Origin of the sequence: Okeania sp. SIO1H4, assembly GCF_010672695.1 — a bacterium.
GTDB classification, from domain to species: Bacteria; Cyanobacteriota; Cyanobacteriia; order Cyanobacteriales; family Microcoleaceae; genus Okeania; species Okeania hirsuta.
The window spans coordinates 1-21,913 of record NZ_JAAHGB010000033.1 but is presented as its reverse complement, the minus strand read 5'-3'; the positions used below and the strand labels follow the sequence as shown (position 1 = coordinate 21,913).

Genomic DNA, 21,913 nt, shown 5'->3' with positions numbered 1-21,913 from the left:
CCTCCTATTTAGTTTATCGAACATAAGTATTATGAAGATTTGATGAAGTAGGCAAAATGTAGTTGACACCTGGGGGGGGAGCATATAGGATAGGGAGGAAATAGTGATAGCGAAGGACATTAATCCCTACATATAGCCTTTTCAACGCATATTTGCCCCCCGTCCTGAAAATGCTATAAAAAACTTGTAAATAATATAGATGGAAAAAATCCATCAAAACTGGACATAGCCATAATTCCTAGCTTTTTTGCCTAGCAATAGCTAGTGCTTACACAGCAAAAGTTTGTAGGACTATTGTAGCAGTTCCAAAATGGAACTCAACACAAAGCATAATATTTTCAGTAAACACTTATACATGAGAACAAACTAAAAATATGGTAGATGTTTTCTTTAATACTTGGGATAATGGGGGATTAAATAATTCACGCTCTATAGACACAAGCGATCCTACTTATGTAATCGTACATGGTTTCCAAAGTACGGGTGGAAATCCAGGTAATAATTTCACCCCTCAAAGTTGGATGTCAGAAATGGCACAAAATATACGAGATTTGGAAGGCAATGATGCTAACATTTTGTTAGTAGATTGGCAAGAAGGCGCTAATACTCTCAATTATTTTGCTGCTGCTGATAGAGTTGATGATGTGGGAGTTGAGGTAGCAGACTATTTGTTGAGTCAAGGTGTTAATCCTACCGATACTACTCTTATCGGTCACAGTTTAGGTGCTCATGTGATGGGTGAAGCAGGAGAAGAATTTCGCGAACGAAGTGGCGAAGTCGATCAACTTATTGGTCTCGATCCAGCAGGTCCTGAGTTTGAAGGAGGTTGGTTCTCTAGTGCTAACCCCACAGACGATCGCTTAGATCCAAGTGATGCGGATAGAGTTGTTGCTTTCCATACAAGCAGTACATTGGGATACGATGACCCATTAGCTGACTTAGATGTATATATTAACTGGGACGATCTATTCCAACCAGGTTCCTTTAGTTTTGTAGGTAATCACAGCTACGCTCACACATTGTATAACGATCTATTAGATGGGTTCACATTCCCGCAAAGTGACGACACTACTTTATCACTCTCAACTATTAATGGTAACACGACAGGTTCAGTATTTGTAGATACTTTCGCTGTATAGTCTAATGGATAAGGTGACACTGTTTTCCTAATCAAGGCAATAACAACTGTAGCATTAGCAATGCTTTGCCTGAAAAACTAACAAAAAAATAGTGGTTTGCATATAAATTAATCACAAACCGCTATATTTTTTTACCTATATTTCTCTTAAGATTCTGCTTGAGTTCTTTGTATTGCTTTCTCGATTTTTTCTACATCTTCTCCTTTACCTTGTTCTTTTAATAGGTCTCATATCAATTACCATGCATTAATGCTATACTTCCGATGAACTTCAGTTATTAAGTAATAATAATCGTTTAGTAATGTTTATAACGATTATCGGCATTAAACCAAGATATCTTACCTCTTTTCACCCTACTCCCTACTTCCTACTCCCTACTCTCAAGGAAATATTGTTTGTAACTGCTATCTAGAGAAAAGTTTTTATTGCTATCTCAATAGCCAAAATATCGTAAGTTGCAGTTAACCTTGTTGCCAAGAGGTACTAATTCTATTGTGAGGCAAAAACTATCAACAAATTCTAACCGTATTGTTTCCCCTCGCGATAACTGGTGGATTTTTGTAGGTAAATCTTCTTCCAGGAGCATAGAGATATCGGGGTCTAAAAATACTTTGATTTGTTCTTTGCCTATTTCGATCAAGATGGGGCGATCGCACCAGTAACAAAAACGCCTAATTCCCATTTCAAAATAAGACAATTCTCCTAAGACATCTTCCGGAGGAGCAGCAAATTTTTCTAATAAAAGTTCTCCTCATCTGATTTGAAATTTATCTTTTCCCTTATGGGTTTAATACCCCACCGTCAACGGGGGTGCTTAAAATTGTTTGGGATTCTAACCCCAAACAATTTTCCCTTCTGCCTTCTGCCTTCTGCCTTCTGCCTTCTGCCTTCTGCCTTCTGCCTTCTGCCTTCTGCCTTCTGCCTTCTTCAAGAAGATTACTCATTGTTAATTTAAGGAGTCAGTGCCATCGCCTCCGTAGTAGTACAGTAGGGTGAGTTAGGCGCTTACTACAAAATACTGTTGAACTGTCAAATATTACGTTGCGCCGTAACGCACCGTTGAATAGTTTGTAGCTATCTCAAAGATCTCGGTGCGTTACGCTTTCGGTGCGGAATACTGCGCAAACGCTAACACAACCTACTTGACTGACTCCTGACTCCTGTCTCCTGACTCCTTCTTCATGCGGAAATTTTCCCATCCATCCAGAGCATCCAAATCAGAAACTACTCCTTTTTCCATCAAAACCACACCATCTCTAAAATCAGTAATTCCATATTCACCAGAATTATAAAGTTCTTCAATTCGCGGTACAATTTTCTCTAACCGTTGGCGATCGCTCTTAAATGCGACCCGATATCTATTCAACCGCCACAGATCAACAATAATATATTGCACCTTTTCCACCTCTCTAGCATCATTTCTAAATTGCATTCTAGGAAACCGCAAAATTGCTCGACGACTTGATAAGTGAGGAATAATATAAGTTGTTGCTGCCACACTTGCATCATCAGGAATTTTTCCTAACAATGGTCGCATTTTACCAACGTGTTGCCATTGTTGGTGTGCGGGAACATAAACCCAAGGTTTAACTGAATCTGGTACTAAAAAATAAAAAGTGCGATTAGGATTAGATGTAAATGTAAAAAATAGCGACAAGCAAATACAAATTACCCAAAAACGGCGAAACTTTCCTGATGGCAGTGGTGAGTTTTCAACTTCTGATTCTCTCTTTCCCCACCATAGAATTGCACCGTAAAATAATCCAGGTACTACTGTCATAGCGTAGCGAATTGTAATTGACAGTACAGACAAACCTTGAGCAGAAAATAATTTCAGTAAAGGAAACCCTGCTATCATCCAAGAAGCGGGAGCAACAGCAGGTACAAATGCTAAAGGTAACCATTGACCTAATAAATACTTGATAGTGCCAAAAAATGGAGTGAAAATTTCTGCTATTAACCGCCAAGGGTTACTAATCATACCCCAAATAATTTCCAAAGTCGAAGCTTCATCTCCTTCTGCATATTGACCGAATCTTTCCATCATAAATCTCTGGGAAATGTCTTCGGAAAATAGGGGCATAATCAGATTTGTTAAAGCTACCATATAAACAAAACTGAAAGTACAAATAGCTAAACCTATTTTGGGGTAGCGTTTACTCAAAATTAGATAGAATCCTACTCCAAATAAAACTACTCCTGCATCTTCTCTAACAGCTAAAATTAATACTACTAAAATCCAAAATAGAGGCCACCAGCGTTTTTCCATTGCCAGTAGTAAGCTAAATACAAATATAGGTATCTGACAAATATCATGGAAATTTCCGAGAGTAGGGCCAATTACTGCATTAGCACAATAGAAGCTAATGGTAATTATGGCTGATAAGGGTGGCTGGAGATAGTGCCTAGCTAAAATGTATAAAACTAAACCAGCACCAGTAACTAATGTGACCTGTAATACTGTTAGGGTGACAGGATATGGAAATAGAGCATATATTGGCAACCACAATAATAGAGCTGGAGTAAAATGTTGGCCTAAGCGGTGATAGTATACTTCTGGTACTTGGCCTTGGTGAACTACATTTGTAGAAAGAGCAGAAGAGAGAGAACTTTGAAAAAAACGACCGTGTATACTATTCCAAAAGACCTGGTTAAATATACCTTGGTCGTAAGAGGCGTAAAAACTATAATAGCGGTGCAAATTAAATAATAGACAGAGAACAAAGAAGGCGATCGCCGCCACAAGCACCACTCTGAGGGACTGATTTTTTTGCCAGCTAACCAACTTCATCCATTTTTAGCAATATTTCAAAATTTAAAATTACATTTTTTTGACAACTGAGACATGAAGTTCTGAGAGTATCCTCAGCAAACCTCCAACTACTATAAAATTTAAGCTTGCAGTATACCACTTACCAGAAAATTCTCCCTCACTTGAGTCATCATAACCACTGGTAAGATTTATCTGTATTCACTTACTATAAAATATCAATTATGTCAAGTCAGCATTAGATAATCTCAATATACTCTAGAACGCGAATTGAAAGTATTAGTGTCACAATATGAAATAGATATTAAATTATCTCAGAAACTAATTTTCTTTTATAGGCCATTAATAGAAAAATATAAAATTCATCCAATTAGTTTTTTAATCGTAAGTGGTAAACCCCGCCCCGCTTACAGCATAGGGCCAAGTATCTAGGTAGGCGGGAATATTCAATATGGATTACTACTAAATGGTAAATTATTCTATTTGCAAAAGAGATGCTAATAGCCTATCCCACTTACCTAGAAATTTTTTACAGGTGTCTTCAGAAAAATCTAATAATAATAATAATAGTAATGAGCAGGGATTTTTACAGATTTTATTGTTTATCAACAAACGTCCTGGCTCTCAAGAGCAAATTCAAGCCATTCGTAAGTCCCTCAACAATTTAGAAAAAGATTATGATTATCCCTTTGAATTTCAAGTCATTGACGTACAAGAGCAACCCTATATGGCAGAGCACTTCAAGTTAATTGCTACTCCTGCTCTACTCAAAATTTATCCTGAACCGAGACAAACCCTAACTGGTACAGATTTAATTGCCAAATTGGAATATTGGTGGCCACGCTGGCAACGTTCCATCGCCGAATATTGGCACACTCATAACTCTCAACCTCAGTCTAAACAGGTTGTTAATCAAAAATTATCTGTTAATTCCATCGACTGTGCTGCAGAATTAATGCAAATGTCAGATGAAATTTTTCGTCTCAAACAGGAAAAGGAACAACTTCAAGCTCAACTAAGATTTAAAGACCGTATTGTGGCCATGTTGGCTCATGACTTACGCAACCCTCTGACAGCAGTTTCATTGGCTCTAGAGACTTTAGAATCAACTCAAAAAACTGTTAATAGTGAGTTTCCTAGAAGCTCTCCGACTCTTATGGAAAGGCTAATTAAGCAGGCACGTTACCAAGTTCGTGTGATTGACAGAATGATTACAGATATTCTGGAGAGGCCAAGAGGCAAAAGTACGCAGTTACAAATTCAGCCTGAAAAATTAGATTTGGGGGCATTGTGTCGCGAGGTGATAATTAGTTTTCGAGACCGACTTAAGTCAAAAGATTTGCAGTTGAAAACGGATATTCCTAATGATTTACCGTTAGTTTATGCTGACCGAGAAAGAATACGTCAGGTAATAGTTAATTTGCTGGATAATGCCATAAAGTATACTCCTAAACAAGGAAAAATACAGGTTTTAATCCTCGATCGCACTACTCAAAAGATTCAAGTGACAATTTGTGATAGTGGTCCTGGTATTCCTAAAGAAAATCACGGTCGTATTTTTGAAGATAGTTTTAGACTCAAGCGTGATGAGTCACAAGAAGGTTATGGTATTGGTCTAGCTTTATGTCAAAGGATTATTTTATCCCACTACGGCAAAATTTGGGTAGAGTCTAGTCCAAATAATGGTAGTTGTTTTCAGTTTACTTTACCAGTTTATCGATGATTGATATAGTCAATCAAAACTATAACGTTTTATATATTTAGTGTTTAGACCTCATATATTAGTTATCTCCGGAAAAGAGGGAGTAGGAAGTAGGGAGTAGGGGGAAATAATTGATAATTTATATGCAATAATTGATTTTATTTTTGATGATCACCAGATGTCTATTGTATAAGTCCTGCGATCGCTAGATATATTTCCTTAAGTTCAGAACTTATGCACTACCTAATTTTTTGATGTTGGTAACTGATATTAGTAGCACTAAGTTTAGACTTGTTTTCAGTTCACTTAAATGATATGGTTAAAGGTTTAAGCAATATTTTATATAAAATCCGCTCGGGTTCGGTATAAAAAAATGTTCCATCCTCAGCGCCATTGCCAAATCTTTCTAAATTCTCTTCCTTCCGTGCCTCCTGACTCCTGACTCCTAAAAAATCCCCTAGATATTTGTAGCAAACGTTTATCAAATTCGTATTATGTCCAAAATGAATAGTTTTTCAGACTATTCTATGAGAATTTAATAGCAGTTGTTTTAGGTAAATTATCTATGCCTGCTAATGTTGGACAAAATCAAAATCAACCCTATATCCTTTCTGATGAAACTACTCAGTCTATGGTAGTTGTTGTTCCCGAACGAGGTGGCATCATTACTGACTGGCGTACTCAAGACCAAAAAATATTTTATCTTGATAAGGAACGTTTTGCTGACCCCACTCTTTCGGTACGCGGTGGTATTCCTTTACTGTTCCCTATTTGTGGCAACGTGGTTGACGATACCTATACGTTAGATGGAGAAAGCTACAAAATCAAGCAACATGGTTTTGCTCGTACCCTCCCTTGGGAAGTTACACAACAGTCTACCGAGAATGGCGCAAGTATTACTGTGACTCTCCGCAGCAGTGATGAAACTCGGGCAGTATATCCATTTAATTTTGAGTTGAATTATACATATATATTGCGGGGTAATACTCTAGAGATGCGATATTCTCACACGAATTTGTCTCAGAAACCTATGCCATTTGCTACAGGAATTCATCCTTATTTTGCTGTAACTGATAAGAGTCAATTAGAGTTTGATTTACCTTCAAATGAGTATAAACTTAAGGGCGAACAAACTGTTAATACTTTTTCTGGAGAGTTTGATTTTAATGCCGAAGAAATTGATTGGGCGTTTGTTAATTTGTCAAAACAATCAGCAGTAGTTACTGATAAAAGTCGTAATTTGAAGTTAACTATTAACTACGATAGTAATTACTCTACTCTAGTTTTTTGGACTGTCAAAGGTAAAGATTTTTATTGTTTAGAACCTTGGACTGCACCTCGTAATGCTATGAATACTGGGGAAAGTTTATTAATTGCTGAACCTGGTAAAACTGTGGAAACAGTTATTAGTATGACTGCGGAAATTGGCTAATTTTAAAAAAGCTGTCAGCATTTCAGCACTCAGCTTTCAGCTTTCAGCAGTAAACTTTTAGAAGGAGATTTAAACTCAAGTATGGGCGAATGCCATTCGCCCCTACAAGCTGATAACATTTGCGTAGCATTCCGTAGGAAAGTTCCTCATATAATATTTATAAAAATTCTAAATAAGTATAAAATTATGAGTACTTTGACATTAAATTTAGATACTGTTAATCTCACAGACGAACAATTCTATCAGTTATGTCAAAATAACTGCGATTTTAACTTTGAAATAACGGCTAAAGGAGTATTAATTATTATGCCACCAGTTGGTGGGGATAGTGGTAATCGAGAAGCTGAATTAATTATTGATTTGGGCATCTGGAATCGGCAAACAAAACTTGGTTTTACTTTCAGTTCATCTACTGTTTTTAAGTTGCCAAATGGTGCTAACCGTTCCCCAGATGTTGCTTGGATAAAACGGGAACGTTGGGAAGCATTAACACCTGAACAACGGCGCAAGTTTCCTCCCATTGCACCGGATTTTGTAATTGAATTAAGGTCAGGAACAGATGATTTGGAAATGTTGCGCGACAAAATGCAAGAATATATGGATGCTGGAGTAAATTTAGGATGGTTAATTAATCCTCAGCAGCAACAAGTAGAAATTTATCGTTTGGCAAAGGATGTGGAAGTAAGAAATCTTCCAACTGAATTATCGGGTGAAAATTTATTGCCTGGTTTTAGGTTGAATTTATAGTAGAAGGAGGAGCGAAGAAGGGGGAAGTTGAGTTTTAGAGGTACTGATAACTGATAACTGATAACTGAAATGACTATTGTTGATAATCAGATATAACTTTTTCCAAATACCAAATCTTATCCCTTCCAGGATATTTTTCTCGAACTTTTGCGATTAATCTTTCTGCCATTTCCCAATGCCCACCAACCATTTTTAAAAGTTTTTGTTGTAGTTGTTTATATTGATTATCTTCGTTAAGGTTCTGATTTTGACTAGGAACAGTTCCGTGAATTTTCTTCAAGTCATCTAAGGTTTTTTTATAGTTATTCCAATCTTCAGCATCCCCGAATAATTTAGCAGCATTCTGATAATCATCTATGGCTTTTTTCATTTCTTCTAAACGGAAATAAACAATGCCTCGATGATAAAAAGCTTTGGCTTCATTAGGGTTAATTTTTAATGCTTGTTCATAATCTTTTATTGCCTCTTGATATGCTCCCATATCCCGATAAGTATTTCCCCGACTTACATAAATAAGCGAATTATTCGGTTCAATTTTTAAAGCTGCATCAAGGTCAGCGATCGCTCCTTTAAAATCTCCCATTTTACTGCGAATTATCCCTCGATTTTGATAAGCTAAAATATCTCGGTCGTTAAATTGCAAAGCTTGATTAAAATCTGATATTGCACCTAAATTCTCCCCTTGTTTATAACGAATAATTCCCCGACAACAATAGGCTTGAGAATCTTCTGGGTCTACTTGTAAAGCCCAGTTTAAATCTGCTATTACTCCCTGGCGATCGCCTTTTTCAAATTTTCTTAAAATCTTATTTAAAAATGTTTTACTATCACCTTTTTGGAGATTATTTTCAACTTTTACAGCAGTAGTAGATACAGATTGTATTTGCTTAATATTATCCAAACATTTCCGACAATTAACTACATCTTTCTGTTCTAAATACAATTCTGCTCCTCGCTTAAAATTATCTATGGCATCTGCTTGATTATGTTGTTGACGATAAGCATTACCCAACAATTTATATGCCGGAGCATAGTTATTATTAATAGCAATTATTTGATTTGCATCTGCAATAGTTTCCGAAATATCTTTTACTGCCAACTTAGCAATACCACGAGCTAAATAAGCATCTATATAATTAGGATTAATTGCTAAAGCTTGAGTATAATCAACAATGGCTTCTTTGTTGTTTCCTAAATCAAACTTTGCTAAACCTCGGCCATAATAAGCTTCAGCAAAATTAGGATTAATTTCTATAACTCTACTAAAATATTGAATTGCTGCCTCATAGTCTTTAGCACGAGATTTTGCTACTGCTTGCTTATAGATTTCTTGTTCCATTACACTCTAAATTAATTGTTTTATGAACAATCCTAGCATTTATTTGAAGGAAGAAGAAAGAAGTCAGAAGGAAGAAGTCAGAAGGAAGAAGGAAGAAGGAAGAAGGAAGCAAAGAAGAAGGAAGCAAGGAAGAAGGAAGCAAGGAAAAAATGGATGGGTACTCAAACTCCTTCTTGAGTGGCAGTAGGGACGTTGCATGCAATGTTCCCATAGCAACTCCCAGGAGGGGAAGTAAACCATCAATAATTATTTCTACTTGAAAATAAGAGGCAATTATTAATTATGAATTATTAATTATTAATCGCCTTTTTCAACTTTCATAAATTTCCAGAGGCAACCCATCTGGGTCGGGAAAGAAAGTAAAACGTTTGCTAGTTATTTCATCAATTCTAATATTTTCTACTTCTATATTGTGAGATTTCAAATAATCGACAGATTCATCAATATTATCTACTTCTAAAGCTAAATGTCTCAAACCACAAGCTTCTGGACGAGTTAATCTTTTTGGAGGGTTGGGAAATGAAAATAATTCAATGCGATCGCCATTTCCTACAAGTAAATCTAACTTATAAGAATTGCGTGCTTTTCTCCAAGTTTCTTGAATAATTTCAAATCCTAAAATATTCACATAAAAATGTTTTGATTTTTCATAATTAGAGCAAATAATTGCAACGTGATTGAAGCTTTTGATTTTCATAGGGTAATTCTAATAATTGGCAATAGTAATTAACAAAAAGAATATCATAAACGAAGGCAGAAGGAACAATTGGTTGGGGAGTGATCGAGAGTCGTGGCAACTTTTTAGTATCCCCATCCACTTTTCTCTTATTCTTTCTTCCTTCTTCCTTCTTCCTTCTTTCTTCTTCCTTCTTTTTTAGCGATACTAAAATATTCGCGAGCAAGATGCTCGCACTATCAAATTTATCTTTTCCCTGATGGGTTTAATACCCCAACCTCACCCACGGTATCTAGAATTGGTTGGGTATCATTCGAGGGTTGTCAACTTTTTAGTATCTCCTCTTTCTTCCTTCTTCCTTCTTTCTTCTTCCTTCTTCCTTCTTCAATGCCTATGCTTTATTACAACTTTCACGACTGCACGTACCCCTAAGAATAACCTCATAACTTTCAGGATAAATTCCTGGTGGTAAACGATCCATTTGCAAATTACTAAAAGTTTCCCAGTCGATATCAATGATCGCGCCACACTTTTGACAGCAAAAATGATGATGAGGTTTAACGTTAGCGTCATAACGAGTTACTCCCTCTTCCAACAATACTTCCTTAACTAACCCTACTTCTCGTAACACTGTTAAGGCGCTATAAATAGTTGCCTTGGAAGAAATTGGTAACTCACGGTTGACTTCACTCAGTATCTCCTCTACTGTCGGATGGTCTGAACGAGATAAAAGATTAGCGTAAACTGCAAACCGCTGAGGAGTGATTCTCAGTCCTTTAGATTGCATTTCTTTCTTAATATTTGTTGCAGTATAGTTACTGTTCATTATTTAGGCTTATTAATAGATTTTATACCAACTTCAGATTATAACACATCTCAACAAATATTGGTTGTTAATTTAAAATTAATCTTTTCCTTGACATTTTATTAAATAAGAATTATTCTTAGATATAACAGAGTAAAAGAAAGAATTCAGGAGAACATCATGGACTTGTCCAACTCTAACACCGCCAAAAACTTGTCTGATGCTTTTGGAGGAGAATCAATGGCTAACCGTAAATACCTTTTCTTTGCCGAAGTAACCAAGAAATTGGGCATGGCAGATTTAGCCAAACTTTTCCGGGAAACAGCTAACCAAGAAACTCAACACGCCTTTTCTCACTTTCGCCTACTTCACCCAGAGTTAGTAGTAGACGACCCATCTACTTTGACTGAAGAGCAGAAAAAAGCGATCGCTTCTCGTTGTTTAGAGTTAGCAATTGAAGGAGAGACCTACGAATATACAACTATGTACCCAGAATTTGCCGAGCAAGCACGGGTAGACCGCGATAGTGCCGCAGCAGCAGAATTTAAGGAGCAAGAGGAAGAGTCTCGCGAACACGCTTCCATGTTCCGTCAAGCAACTCATAAATTTGGTTTATTGACTAGCATTGAGCATCACCACGCGGATCAATATACGGAAGCTCTCGAAGGTTTGAATGGGGTTGCACCGAAACAAAAAGCTGCTGGAAAGGAAACTGCAACCCGTAAATGGATCTGTCGGGTATGTTCGATGATTTACGATCCAGTTGTTGGCGACCCTGACTCTGGTATTGCTCCTGGTACAGCATTTGAAGATATTCCTGAAGATTGGTCTTGCCCTATTTGTGGAGCGCAGAAGAAATCTTTTGTTCCTTATGAAGAAGCGGTTGCTGCTTAAGTGTTTTTTTTGTTGAAGCAAGAAGGAAGAAGGAAGAGGGAAGAAGGAAGAATATTGCTTTGTTTGAGTTTTAAGCTTTTTATCTGTTCTAACTTTTCCTTCGACTGCTATATATCAAATTTGACTGATAACTTAGTATAAAATCACTGCCATAGGAAAGTAATCTCCAATAGTTTTTGGGATTGCTTTTCTACATTAGATTTTACGATGACAGGACTGAATTACTACGATATCTTTTTTGAGTTTATTTTGGAGATATCTAATTATTTACTTCTGTTTGATGTCTAATCTAGTATTGGAGCATATTCTTTTAAAACTGAGATAATTTTTTCCCTATTTTCAGTAGATAAAAGCCTAATAATATGATTACTATAATCACGCACATCAAAAAACTTTGAAATTAGTTTTGATAATCCTTTGTTATTGTAATACAATAATGCTTTTTTATAATCTTTTTCTTGAATTATTTGATTATATATTTTCAAGTTTTTATCATAAATTTCGCTGATATTAATGGAATCACAAAGATCCTTTAAGGCTACAGATAATTCGTCTTTTCCCTTAGCCTTTGCATTAAACATCTTTAATTTGAATTCTATCTCAGCAGATGAACGCTTTGAACATTGATCTTCTAAGTTTTTTGAAATTATATCTATGACAAAATCTAAAACTTTCTGATAAATTTCCTCATAGTTGAATCCTAGATTATTTGCAACAATTTCTAGTAGTTCAGGTACACATAAAATATTCTCAATTTCAGCAACATTCAAAGGTTTTATACCAGATTCTTTGAGAGCTTTTATTTGATATTCAGTTCTATAGTCCATATCAATAACACCAAAAGCCTTAATGTGATGAAATGCTGAATTATCTCGCATTGCTTTTGTTGACTCAATCACCTTATCACAACCTCCACGAGGCACTATTAAATAATTTGGATATATTGCCGAATAAATCTTATAATCTAAGCTGCCTTTATCACCCTCAACAAAAACAATTTTTTTTCTACTTCCTAAAATTTCAAGAAGCACTGGTTCTGGTAAATTTTCACTTTCTGGTACTTCATCCCAATCCCATTGTTGACCGTCATAGCTTTTAACTAATATTTTTTTAGCTCCTATTCTAGAGGCCGCAAAGTCAAGATCGTGGGTAATATAAATAAATAGACAAGTAGGTTTTGCTGCTTCAATTTCTGACCAAAGCTTATTCATTAATGACTTATGAAGATGAATTTCTGGTTCATCTATAATTAAAATAGAGTCATTTGGTACGCATAAACATTGAGCCATTAAATATAAAGCGACTCTTTCTCCATCACTCATTTCTCGACCATGATAAGTATCACTATTTGAAATAGCAGCAGTAACCTTATCATTTTCAATCACAAGTTTTCTATGAGGTAGAATATCTTTCCAAATACGCTGTATTACATCAATAGGAGAGTCATAAATTTTCGGAGATTTATCATTTCCTTCGCTCTGCATTTCTCTTACTTGATGGACATATTCACTATTTCGATTATTTTCTTTTGCAAAAAGAAGAGAAAGCACTTGATCATAATCATCAAGCATAGGTGTAACACTTAACTCCGGTCTCTGATTAGCTTTCCATCTTTGTATTTTCTTTGTCTGTAATTCTCCCCAGCTTTGAGGTATTGTACCTATACCAAATAATAGCTCATTGTTGGCTTTTTCTATACTTGTAAGAGACACATACTCAGAAAAATCTAAATTTCTTTGGGCGGAAATTCTGTGAACCACTTGAGAACTTTCTTGGTGTTCTTCTATCCAACGACCAAGTCTACTCTTACCAGAACCATTAGCTCCTATAATTACAACTGCTTCAGAGCATTCTAAAGCCTCATTTTCACTTTTTCCTTTTCTAGGTGGGAATATTAACTTTTTATTCAACATTTCTATTTTATTCATATATAAAGTTAGGTAAATTCCTAATTATTAAAATGTTAGCAAATTTTATAATTCTAAAAATCTATAGACCTAACAGCAAAATCTCCTAAAGTCACAGTAAAATTATCCTGCTGTTTTGTCGCTGCAAAATTCACTACAACTTCACAAGCAACAGCAACAGTTAACATTACTAAATTTCTCGCTAATGGATAATCACAAATATCATCATTTACTGGAGAAGGGACTCGATAATTTTCATTCCAAATTATCTCTGAATATTCAGAAGCTAACCCTACATGAACACAAAAAATATTAGCATCAGCACAATAATTTTTCACAGCACTCCGACTAATACTATTATCAAAAGTATCAATCACTAATTCACTTTTTGCTAATAGTTTACCTGCATTTTCTTCAGTTAATTTTTGAGATTGACCATCAATTTTTACTCCTAAAGCACGATAGAGACTATTGGTCAAAATTTTAACTTTAAAAGCTCCTATATCAGAACGATAATAAGGTTGAGTAGATAAGTTACCCTCCTCAATGCGATCGCAATCTATAACCCGTAATTTACTAAACCCAGAACGAGCTAAATTTTCAGTAATATTTGCTCCTAAAGCACCTGCACCACAAATAGTTGCAGTAAATTTAGCTAAACCAGAATTATTTAATTCTATCATTCAAGAAGTTGATGAACTACAACGTCTCATTATAGCCACTATTCGTAAATTAGAAGCATAATTTTCCTCCTTCTTACTTCCTTCTTCCTACTTTCTTGCAACTTCAGTCTTTCCTTCTTCCTTATTCCGTCTTTCCTCCTTCCTTCCTTCTTCCTTCTTCCCTCTTCCTTCTTCCTTCTTTAACAACACCCACTAAAGACTGTAAGTCAAAATGTCGATCGCCCCCACTCAGACAAATACCAGCACTCACTACAGTCAAATCATTTTTATCAATAGCAGAAGTATGACGTTCTCCATCCCTTGTCACCCATTCTACCTGCCAATAAGTAGAGCGATCGCGAAAATTCTGCAATTCACCTCCTCCCATTTCTAACGCTTCACGCAATTGTTTTTCATCCCTTTGTTGTTGCATTTGTTTCAAAAATTCTTCTTTTTGTCGCGCTACTAAGTCATAAACTGTTTTCATTTCTGGAGTTATCCCCTTAAACTTAACCTCTTTGGGTGGCGTAATATTTTTCAACGCTTCCCGTAACTGTTCCGCAACAAAAGGGTCAGCACGGCGATCGATATCTTCATACCACCAGGAACTACCATCAAATCTAGCAATTATTGACTCAAACATAGCTCCTTCTGTTACTAGATGAACTGCTATAGGTTTAGCAAAACCAAAACGTTGTTTAGCATCAGATTCATTAGTTGGATATGCTAGCCATTTTTGCCCTTTTAATTGACAAGCAAGGAATAATCTAAGAGGTTTTAAAAGTTGGAAATATTCCTCTAATTGAGGCAAATTTGGTTCTTCTACAAATTTTGCTATTTTGTCATTAATTGGTTGAAAAATTCCCCAACCTTCAATTTTTTTAGGTTGAGTTTGAAAGGTATAAACCATTCCTGCTACTTTTGTTTTGACTCGCCCATTTCTTATACAAGGTGCTAGAAATTGAATATTATTTAATTGTGCTTCTTGAGCAGCTAATTTGTTTAATAAATTTCAAATATCTGTCATAGTTTTTGATTTATTGAAGAAGGAAGAAGGAAGAGGGAAAAAGGAAGAAAGAAGAAGGAATAAGTAATATCATGTCTGTTGGTATCGTTTGTGTAAAAGTTAGCGTGGATATCTACAGGAAATTTAAGTTTTTTTCTTGCTCTTAAGCCTTCCTGCCTGTTGCCTGTTGCCTACCTTTGCTATACAATACCGATGCTACCGGACATGATATAATAATGAGTAAATTTGGAAGTTAAAATTTATTAACTGGAAGGAAGATAGTAATATTTAATTTCTGGAGATTTCTATTAGACATCTTCAATTATAAAAAATCAAATCAATTATCGCACAGAAATTATCAATTATTTCCCCCTACTCCCTACTCCCTTTTCCCTCTTTTCTGGAGATGTCTATTTAGCAACAAAGAAATAGTTTGGTATCAAGAATTTTAAGTTTTAACTTCTTAATATTAAATTCCTTTGCTTTGTGAGTAATATCATTTCTAGCATCATTAGAGGCAAACGGCCGTTTACCCCTACAATGTTGACTGTTATTTTTTAATTTCAATACTGAATTATAGCAGTCGAAGCAAAGGACGCGGACAGATCAAAAGCTTAAAAATCAAACAAAGCAAGACTTTTCTTTCTTCTACTATATACCAATGCTACTGGATTCGATATTAAGCCCAAATGCGTCCGCGACAGAAAGGTTTATCGTCTTCCCTCTTCTGGTCTTTGAACATAATTTTCCAATGTGCATAGTCTTCCAGACCAGTTGCCAGCATCATAGATTCTTGTTCTTGCTCAGATAGATGTTGATTTTCGCTGTTACTCAAATTTTGAGAAGCTTGAGATGTTTGCTCTGACATAATTATCCTTATTTAACAACATTATAAATTTTTTCAAGATTAGCGATCACCCGACTATCCAGGTGCAGAGGACTCTCAGAAACCCCAACCAGAGAACTTGAGCTGATTGTAAGTCGGATAATTATAGAACCCATTTGAGATCTATTTAATCAAGAGATGGAGATATCTTACAAGGGTATGTTTTTGATATTGGCAACCAAAACAACTTCTCTCGACTGACTGAAAGCTTGATTTTTTCGTTGTCTTAGTCTAAAACTAAGAACGCTGAAACCCATATTTTTCCTAGGTTTCTTAAAAACATAAAGTATTATGCCATAGTGAGCAAAAGAGGAGCGAAATCAACTATTCCACCACGCCAAAATGCTGTGATTGGAAAGCGTGGCAACTGCAAAGCTGCTCTCCATCCCAGAGACGAGAGTCTCAGACGAATTCGTAAAAAAGGACGTAATCAATGGAAGCATGAAAGTGGATATCATCAACGCACTAAGAGCTGATTTATAAAGTAAATATTAAGAGGCTGAATTTATGGCAATACAAGGGTTTTGGGAGTTATAGTCCAAGAAAACCTAAATCCCTGAGAGTTAGATAAAATAAGGGTTTTAGCTAAGTTTACAAATCAGCTCTAAGATCGCAAACCACTATGTTTAGACTCAAAGTTTGATTTGGGGGTAAACTGCGAAGACAATTGTTTGAAAACCAAGCAGTGGAGTTATTCATTCAATACCCTATGCAAGGGCCACATGATACAGAATGGTAAACCCGAAAGTTATCAAATAGACGTAGAGAGTTATTTTTGATTTTAATATCTCTTTAAACATCTCAAAATTTAATCTTTTTTTAAGGAATTAATTCTTATTATAAAGTTAAGAAATTGGAAATAATAGCTAATTATACTCAATGTTTATTAAAATTGAAGAATGTAAACTTAATTTTCGGGTAGTGAAGAAATATATGGAACTATTGCAAGAACAAATTATTGCTTTGAGTAAAAAAATTGAAGCAATACACACCATTATTGAAAAACTGAACGATCAGGTATCAACCTTTATAATTAAACAGAAGGTAAATAAACATCCATCTACAGAAACTACTTCTAATCTGATACATGTCAATGAGCTAAAACAAAAATATAACGGTTTTGATCTAGAATTAGAACACAAAGATGTGCTAGTAGATGATGACTATATGAATCAAGGTAGTCAAAATATGGATGGAGAATTAACATCAGAGATTCAAATTCAACGGCTAACAGCTCAATTGACGGCGGCTTATAATAGAATTGCTGCTTTAGAAGAACAATTACTTTCAAGAAGAATTAAAACTTAGGTATATAGGGTAAATTAGATATGTAGGGTAAAAAGGGTAAAATAGAGGGCTACAAATGAGTTAAAAACCTAAACTAAATTGAGATGTTTTATATTAAATAGACTTAAATAAATGCTTTTAACCCTCAGTAATTAGGTTAGCAAAATTAAACGTCTAATATACGGATGTTGTAAATTTATCCAAACCTGGGCGGAATTCTGTATGTAGCCAATTCTACGGCTCTCCTAATAGATCTATCATACCATACTTATGATACTAAATCCGCCGAGCCAAAGGTACTTTTCAATCCTCTCTAACCTTTCTGCCCTCTGGTTTACCATCGTAATAAAGATACTCATAGATAGATAGCCGGATTTAGTGTAGCTTATCCTCTTCAAAGTTAACTTTATTTATGATCGGCTATCAGAATTTTCTTATTAGAATTATGTCTCCTGAGTCCTGAGTCCTGAGTCCTGATTCCTGAATTATGCAATAACTAATTATGGGGATACTCTATTACTTCGGAACAGACCAAGACCGCATTTTACCTTAATGTTACAGGCATCAAGTCAGATACATCAATAGTAAAACGATATACTTTTTTTGCCCTCCTAGTGTTATCTGGATTAAAAAACTTGAGCTTTACATCCCAACAGTTGCTATTGTAAGGACAGAAAGGACTTTTTTCGACTTCTATACTGTGCAACTCCATACCAACTGCTACTGCTTTAGAAATAGAAGCTGTTGATTGAAAAGCGTTTGTCGCAGCAAAGTTAATGGCCCGATCACGGTCTGCTTGTCCCAAGTTGCGGAGGTCATAATAAACCCGTTGCAGAAAACTTCTTAGAGATTTTCGTATTGCTTCTTCTTCAGCTTCTTCTCGCTCTGCACTTACTGATGCGAGGGCACTATCTATCAGCATATTCACTGTCCAACCATACATTCCTCTGGGACTATATATTTTTACCACAGGTAGAATTTGCCCAGAAAATAATTTCACAGTTTTGTCGCTCAACCTACCAGTGATGCTGACTCTTTCGATGTAACCTTCATTGTCTTCTTCCTCAACCTCTCCTGCTAACATATTTTGCAGAGTTTTATAAATATCCTCGGCAAATGCGCCTACAGGTTGGAGGGCGTAAATAGGAGTTAATTCTATATTTAATGTCCAGATTAAAGATTTGCCTTCATATAAATTAGCATCTAAATAATTTGCCATTTGGCTAGCATTATAAGGGTTCGCAGGAACTTGAACTCCTAAAATAACTGCTGCTGGCATCAACTGTTTAAATGAGTCACGCCGTGCTTCTGTGCCAAAATCATAACCCACTGTTCCCAAAGCATAAATTTTGTTGGAAGTAGCACTGGGCGTAATACCTTGAGAAGGCAGAAGGCAGGAGCGGTGCGACCCCGCGTCGGCGTTAGACGCAAGGGAATGCGCACCAAGAGAGGCAGAAGGCAGAAGGTTCTGTTCAGTTGCGGATTCTGACCCCGAATGAATGGGAGTCACTAAACGGGAGTTCAGCGGAGGTTTGAAACCCCCTTTGGTTGCCAGAATGCTCCTGCCTATCTCCTGCGGAGACACTACGCGAACGGCATCGGGATAAATCTCTCCTGCCTCCTGCTCTCTGCCTTCTGCCTTTCTATCAACCCCACTATCTCCTAATATTACATCTTCCTCTGGCGTTACCTCTGCCGTAGAAACTTCCACTGCTGCTAACTCCTTTCCTGTCAAAAGTTGAAAAGCTCCGGCAACATTGAGCTTACCTAACATACAGCGTTCTACTTCTTCGGTATCTTACAAAGTACAGGGAATGGCACTATTTGTTAATGCTGCCCGTATTGCTTCTGCATCTGGAGCTGCTCCTTGCTGCAATTGTAAACTCATTAGAAGTACCGAAATACCTGTTACCATTGGTGCTGCACAACTGGTACCTTTATTACGAACAGTTTCTTCTGTTCCTGGTTGAGCACCAAGAATATTTTCTCCGGGAGCAATAATACCTTGTTTTTGCTACTGCCCACCCCAGTTACTAAACTTGAATATTTGACCATTATCTTTCATTGCCCCTACTGACATTACTCCAGGCAATATAGCGGGAAGACACCAACATTCGCCTTTATTGTTTCCAGTCGGAGCAACAATTAAAATATTATTTTCTAGAGCTTGACGTACTGCTTTTTCCAATAGTTCGTGAGCAACGCCCGTTTTGCTAGGGCGGCAGGCAGCACAGTGGATAATATTTGCCCCTAAATCTACGGCCAGGTTAATGCCACGAGCTAAGTTTATAGAACCCATTTGGGTTCTCGAAGAAATTAGGCGATCGCCACTAATCTCTTCAACATCAGCCTGACAAAACAAATATTAATTTTGGTGGCAGCATGAGCAAGAGTTGTTTTCCTGCGGAATGCTGGGCAAACAAAATTTTTTACTAAACTTTTATACCAATTTCAAAAAATATTGTTACAATGAAATAGGTACAAAATTATTAAGTGATTGCAGTTATTAGATGAAAACAAAAACTCAAATATTAGAAACAGAATCTGAATTAAAAAAACTGTTGTCCCAGGAAACAGATGGGCATATCAAAGAAAAATTACAAGCACTTTACTGGTTAAAAACGAAAAAGCTATATACTATCGGAGAAATAGCAGAGTTGCTCGGTTGTCATCGAGTGACAGTACAACGTTGGTTTGGTGAATATCGTCGTAAGGATTCAGGTGAGAGCGATCGCTTAACAGGTCTTGAGTGGTAAGGATTCAGGAAATCTGCGAGAGCTTGACAAAAAATCAAACTACGGTAAAGTAAGGATATGAGTGAGTCACAAGCATCCCTAACTCCGGGAAAATCTCAACCAGTTGTCAAAGAAGGAACTGGTAAGGACGCTATTGGCTCAACAAAAAGTGATCGAAAAACTAGAACGAGAAATTGAGAAACTAAAAATTAGTCGAGATTTGGACAGCAAAAGTTCCTCCAAACCACCATCAACAGATATACTAAAAAAGTCAGAAACAGCAAAACACTCTGAAGATAATCCAAAGTCCGAGCCAAAAAAGAGACTCCCCGGAGGTCAACCAGGCCATCAGGGAAAGACTCGTCAAGGATTTTCTAGAATAGACAGAATCGAAATCCTCAAACCTTTTGTATGTATTAATTGTGGTCAAACAGAATTTTTAAGTGAGCCGATAGAAGTAGAAACCCAACAAGTAGCACAACTGGTAGCTCAACCCATAGAGATAGTAGAGTACCACCGTCACAGTTGTCAATGTAGAGGCTGTAGTCAAGTAACATCTGCTTCTTGGTCTTCTGAGATGATACCGGGACAAGATTTAGGAGTGAAGCTACAAGCCTTCCTGGGATGGTTAGGCCAGATCGGACATCTACCCTACGAAAAACAACAAGAGATGTTATGGGAGTTGGGGAAAATTGATATTGGCTTAGGGACTTTAGTTAATACCAATCAAAGGTTGGAATCAGCAATCAAACCTCATGTAGAGCAATTGTCAAATTGGGTAAAAAAAGAACAACCATCAATTCATGTAGATGAAACACCTTGGCCTGTAAAGGGAATCAAGGAATGGCTATGGGTGTTGACAAATGAAGATTTCTGTCTGTTCCGAGCCGCCGATACTAGGAGTCGTGCTGAACTAGAATCCCAGTTAGGTAGTGAATACGGTGGTGTCATAAGTAGTGATGATTTAAGTGTGTACAATGGCTATCCAGTCAAAGCTCAACAGAAATGTCTAGCCCATCTACGTCGTCACTTTCAACGATTGATTCAATTACCAGGGGAAAATAATCAAGCCATTGGGAAAGCTTTTAAAGACTTAATTGATGAGGGATTTCGTCATTATAGCCAATGGCAACAAAATCAAGAGCGTGATGGTTATCGTCACTGGGCTGTTAGATTTAAACACAAGGTAGAGTCAACACTCAAACAATGGAGCAACAAAGCAGGTTATGAGGCAGGAAAATTGTTACGCAGCCTCAAGCTCAAAGCTCACCAATGGTGGTATTTTCTCCATCACCCAGAAATTCCTCCTGATAATAATCTTGCAGAGCGCTCATTAAGGCTAGCTATCACTAAACGAAAGGTAAGTGGTGGCTCCAGAAGCATGGAAAGATTTCAACACACAGCAAATTTACTGACTGTGGTACAAACCTGTCGTCGCCAGGGACGTTCAGTGATTGATTTCTTTGAGCAGTCTTTAAAGGCGTTTCGGCTGTCGCCGACATTAAACGCGGAGCGTGGCATAAGCCATATCGCTCTAGATAATGATAACTTATCAACTCTTTCTCTGATTCCTACATCTGATACCTGAATTATTAGGAAGCGATCGCTTTCACCTGAATCCTTACATATCGTCAACGGGGAATAGAAGGAATATTAAACAGAAAAAAAAGTCCCGGAAGGCCAAGAGCAGTACCACCAGAGATCGTCAATCAACTGACCAAAGAACTCACATCTGCGGAAGGTTTCTTTAGCTATGGTGAAGTTCAAAAATGGCTGCAAGTGTTTTATGATTTAAAAGTTATAGCAATGAGCGCTGGCACGCTTTACATACTACTAATGTCTTAACATGTAGTATTAAGTTCTGCTACATGACCGATATTTTTGATATGCGATCGCAACTCAGTTCCTCTGTCGTGAGCCAAATAT

23 protein-coding genes and 1 pseudogene are annotated in these 21,913 nt (G+C 36.6%); 10 read left to right on the top strand and 14 right to left on the bottom strand.

The window, feature by feature from the left end; all coding sequences use genetic code 11:
- The first annotated feature begins 374 nt into the window (after positions 1 to 374).
- On the top strand, positions 375 to 1,139 hold the full coding sequence (locus F6K06_RS19850; protein WP_124144408.1) for an alpha/beta fold hydrolase: 765 nt from the start codon (positions 375 to 377) through the stop codon (positions 1,137 to 1,139).
- 433 nt (positions 1,140 to 1,572) lie between these two features.
- On the opposite strand, the gene F6K06_RS19845 is transcribed toward F6K06_RS19850, so the two are convergent.
- The 3 genes from F6K06_RS19845 to F6K06_RS19835 all read right to left on the bottom strand — a co-directional run bounded on the left by F6K06_RS19845 (position 1,573) and on the right by F6K06_RS19835 (position 3,930).
- Positions 1,573 to 1,836 carry a hypothetical protein gene (locus F6K06_RS19845; RefSeq protein ID WP_124144407.1) on the bottom strand — a complete coding sequence of 88 codons (264 nt, stop codon included), beginning with the start codon at positions 1,834 to 1,836 and terminating at the stop codon, positions 1,573 to 1,575.
- An 82-nt stretch (positions 1,837 to 1,918) separates the two neighbouring features.
- Positions 1,919 to 2,083 (bottom strand): hypothetical protein, encoded by a 165-nt coding sequence (locus tag F6K06_RS19840; protein WP_287242896.1) that lies wholly within the window; start codon positions 2,081 to 2,083, stop codon positions 1,919 to 1,921.
- Between the two features lie 194 nt (positions 2,084 to 2,277).
- Positions 2,278 to 3,930: a DUF2079 domain-containing protein gene (locus tag F6K06_RS19835; RefSeq protein WP_124155121.1), complete on the bottom strand. Its 1,653-nt coding sequence runs from the start codon at positions 3,928 to 3,930 to the stop codon at positions 2,278 to 2,280.
- Positions 3,931 to 4,375: 445 nt separating this feature from the next.
- Between F6K06_RS19835 and F6K06_RS19830 the strand changes: the two genes are divergently transcribed.
- Entirely contained in the window at positions 4,376 to 5,632 is a 1,257-nt protein-coding gene (locus F6K06_RS19830) for a histidine kinase (protein WP_124155120.1), read from the top strand.
- 281 nt (positions 5,633 to 5,913) lie between these two features.
- Here F6K06_RS19830 and F6K06_RS19825 read toward each other — a convergent pair whose 3' ends face one another.
- Complete coding sequence (locus F6K06_RS19825; RefSeq protein ID WP_287288568.1) at positions 5,914 to 6,096, bottom strand: hypothetical protein; 183 nt, start codon at positions 6,094 to 6,096, stop codon at positions 5,914 to 5,916.
- Positions 6,097 to 6,176: 80 nt separating this feature from the next.
- Here F6K06_RS19825 and F6K06_RS19820 point away from each other — a divergent pair, with 80 nt between their 5' ends.
- Together F6K06_RS19820 and F6K06_RS19815 are read left to right on the top strand one after the other, a co-directional pair.
- Positions 6,177 to 7,043, top strand: a complete 867-nt coding sequence (locus F6K06_RS19820) for an aldose epimerase (RefSeq protein WP_124143364.1) — start codon at positions 6,177 to 6,179, stop codon at positions 7,041 to 7,043.
- Positions 7,044 to 7,229: 186 nt separating this feature from the next.
- Positions 7,230 to 7,790: a Uma2 family endonuclease gene (locus F6K06_RS19815; protein WP_124143363.1), complete on the top strand. Its 561-nt coding sequence runs from the start codon at positions 7,230 to 7,232 to the stop codon at positions 7,788 to 7,790.
- 73 nt (positions 7,791 to 7,863) lie between these two features.
- On the opposite strand, the gene F6K06_RS19810 is transcribed toward F6K06_RS19815, so the two are convergent.
- Positions 7,864 to 9,129 (bottom strand): tetratricopeptide repeat protein, encoded by a 1,266-nt coding sequence (locus tag F6K06_RS19810; RefSeq protein ID WP_124143362.1) that lies wholly within the window; start codon positions 9,127 to 9,129, stop codon positions 7,864 to 7,866.
- A 22-nt stretch (positions 9,130 to 9,151) separates the two neighbouring features.
- Here F6K06_RS19810 and F6K06_RS19805 point away from each other — a divergent pair, with 22 nt between their 5' ends.
- Positions 9,152 to 9,316, top strand: coding sequence for a hypothetical protein (locus F6K06_RS19805; protein WP_287242901.1), 165 nt, complete (start codon positions 9,152 to 9,154; stop codon positions 9,314 to 9,316).
- A gap of 123 nt (positions 9,317 to 9,439) precedes the next feature.
- Here F6K06_RS19805 and F6K06_RS19800 read toward each other — a convergent pair whose 3' ends face one another.
- The 3 genes from F6K06_RS19800 to F6K06_RS19790 all read right to left on the bottom strand — a co-directional run bounded on the left by F6K06_RS19800 (position 9,440) and on the right by F6K06_RS19790 (position 10,631).
- Positions 9,440 to 9,826 (bottom strand): VOC family protein, encoded by a 387-nt coding sequence (locus F6K06_RS19800; protein WP_124143361.1) that lies wholly within the window; start codon positions 9,824 to 9,826, stop codon positions 9,440 to 9,442.
- On the bottom strand, positions 9,783 to 10,031 hold the full coding sequence (locus F6K06_RS19795; protein WP_124143360.1) for a hypothetical protein: 249 nt from the start codon (positions 10,029 to 10,031) through the stop codon (positions 9,783 to 9,785). The genes F6K06_RS19800 and F6K06_RS19795 overlap by 44 nt, the downstream gene beginning before the upstream one ends.
- Positions 10,032 to 10,196: 165 nt before the next feature.
- Positions 10,197 to 10,631, bottom strand: a complete 435-nt coding sequence (locus tag F6K06_RS19790) for a Fur family transcriptional regulator (protein WP_192901041.1) — start codon at positions 10,629 to 10,631, stop codon at positions 10,197 to 10,199.
- A 159-nt stretch (positions 10,632 to 10,790) separates the two neighbouring features.
- Here F6K06_RS19790 and rd point away from each other — a divergent pair, with 159 nt between their 5' ends.
- The gene (gene rd, locus F6K06_RS34090; RefSeq protein ID WP_353734873.1) at positions 10,791 to 11,504 is read left to right on the top strand and encodes a rubredoxin; all 714 of its coding nucleotides are present in this window, start codon (positions 10,791 to 10,793) and stop codon (positions 11,502 to 11,504) included.
- A 284-nt stretch (positions 11,505 to 11,788) separates the two neighbouring features.
- Here rd and F6K06_RS19775 read toward each other — a convergent pair whose 3' ends face one another.
- From F6K06_RS19775 to F6K06_RS19760, 4 genes are all read right to left on the bottom strand, one after another.
- A complete protein-coding gene (locus tag F6K06_RS19775; protein WP_287242903.1) occupies positions 11,789 to 13,432 on the bottom strand; it encodes a DUF4435 domain-containing protein in 1,644 nt (547 codons plus the stop codon).
- A 53-nt stretch (positions 13,433 to 13,485) separates the two neighbouring features.
- Positions 13,486 to 14,094, bottom strand: a complete 609-nt coding sequence (locus F6K06_RS19770; protein ID WP_287242905.1) for a ThiF family adenylyltransferase — start codon at positions 14,092 to 14,094, stop codon at positions 13,486 to 13,488.
- A 121-nt stretch (positions 14,095 to 14,215) separates the two neighbouring features.
- A complete protein-coding gene (locus F6K06_RS19765; RefSeq protein WP_353734872.1) occupies positions 14,216 to 14,983 on the bottom strand; it encodes a hypothetical protein in 768 nt (255 codons plus the stop codon).
- Between the two features lie 775 nt (positions 14,984 to 15,758).
- Entirely contained in the window at positions 15,759 to 15,947 is a 189-nt protein-coding gene (locus F6K06_RS19760; protein WP_124143353.1) for a cyanobactin biosynthesis PatC/TenC/TruC family protein, read from the bottom strand.
- A 317-nt stretch (positions 15,948 to 16,264) separates the two neighbouring features.
- Here F6K06_RS19760 and F6K06_RS19755 point away from each other — a divergent pair, with 317 nt between their 5' ends.
- Together F6K06_RS19755 and F6K06_RS19750 are read left to right on the top strand one after the other, a co-directional pair.
- Positions 16,265 to 16,441, top strand: coding sequence for a hypothetical protein (locus tag F6K06_RS19755; RefSeq protein ID WP_161564338.1), 177 nt, complete (start codon positions 16,265 to 16,267; stop codon positions 16,439 to 16,441).
- A gap of 457 nt (positions 16,442 to 16,898) precedes the next feature.
- Positions 16,899 to 17,273, top strand: coding sequence for a hypothetical protein (locus tag F6K06_RS19750; RefSeq protein ID WP_124143352.1), 375 nt, complete (start codon positions 16,899 to 16,901; stop codon positions 17,271 to 17,273).
- Between the two features lie 523 nt (positions 17,274 to 17,796).
- Here the strand turns inward: F6K06_RS19750 and F6K06_RS19745 are convergent.
- Together F6K06_RS19745 and F6K06_RS34085 are read right to left on the bottom strand one after the other, a co-directional pair.
- Positions 17,797 to 19,026 (bottom strand): PatA/PatG family cyanobactin maturation protease, encoded by a 1,230-nt coding sequence (locus F6K06_RS19745; protein ID WP_353734871.1) that lies wholly within the window; start codon positions 19,024 to 19,026, stop codon positions 17,797 to 17,799.
- 24 nt (positions 19,027 to 19,050) lie between these two features.
- A pseudogene (locus F6K06_RS34085) lies at positions 19,051 to 19,551 on the bottom strand (S8 family serine peptidase).
- Between the two features lie 211 nt (positions 19,552 to 19,762).
- On the opposite strand from F6K06_RS34085, the gene F6K06_RS19740 reads away from it, so the two are divergent.
- Positions 19,763 to 20,008, top strand: a complete 246-nt coding sequence (locus F6K06_RS19740; protein WP_124143351.1) for a helix-turn-helix domain-containing protein — start codon at positions 19,763 to 19,765, stop codon at positions 20,006 to 20,008.
- A gap of 103 nt (positions 20,009 to 20,111) precedes the next feature.
- Positions 20,112 to 21,575: an IS66 family transposase gene (locus F6K06_RS19735; protein WP_287242907.1), complete on the top strand. Its 1,464-nt coding sequence runs from the start codon at positions 20,112 to 20,114 to the stop codon at positions 21,573 to 21,575.
- The last annotated feature ends 338 nt before the right edge of the window (positions 21,576 to 21,913 follow it).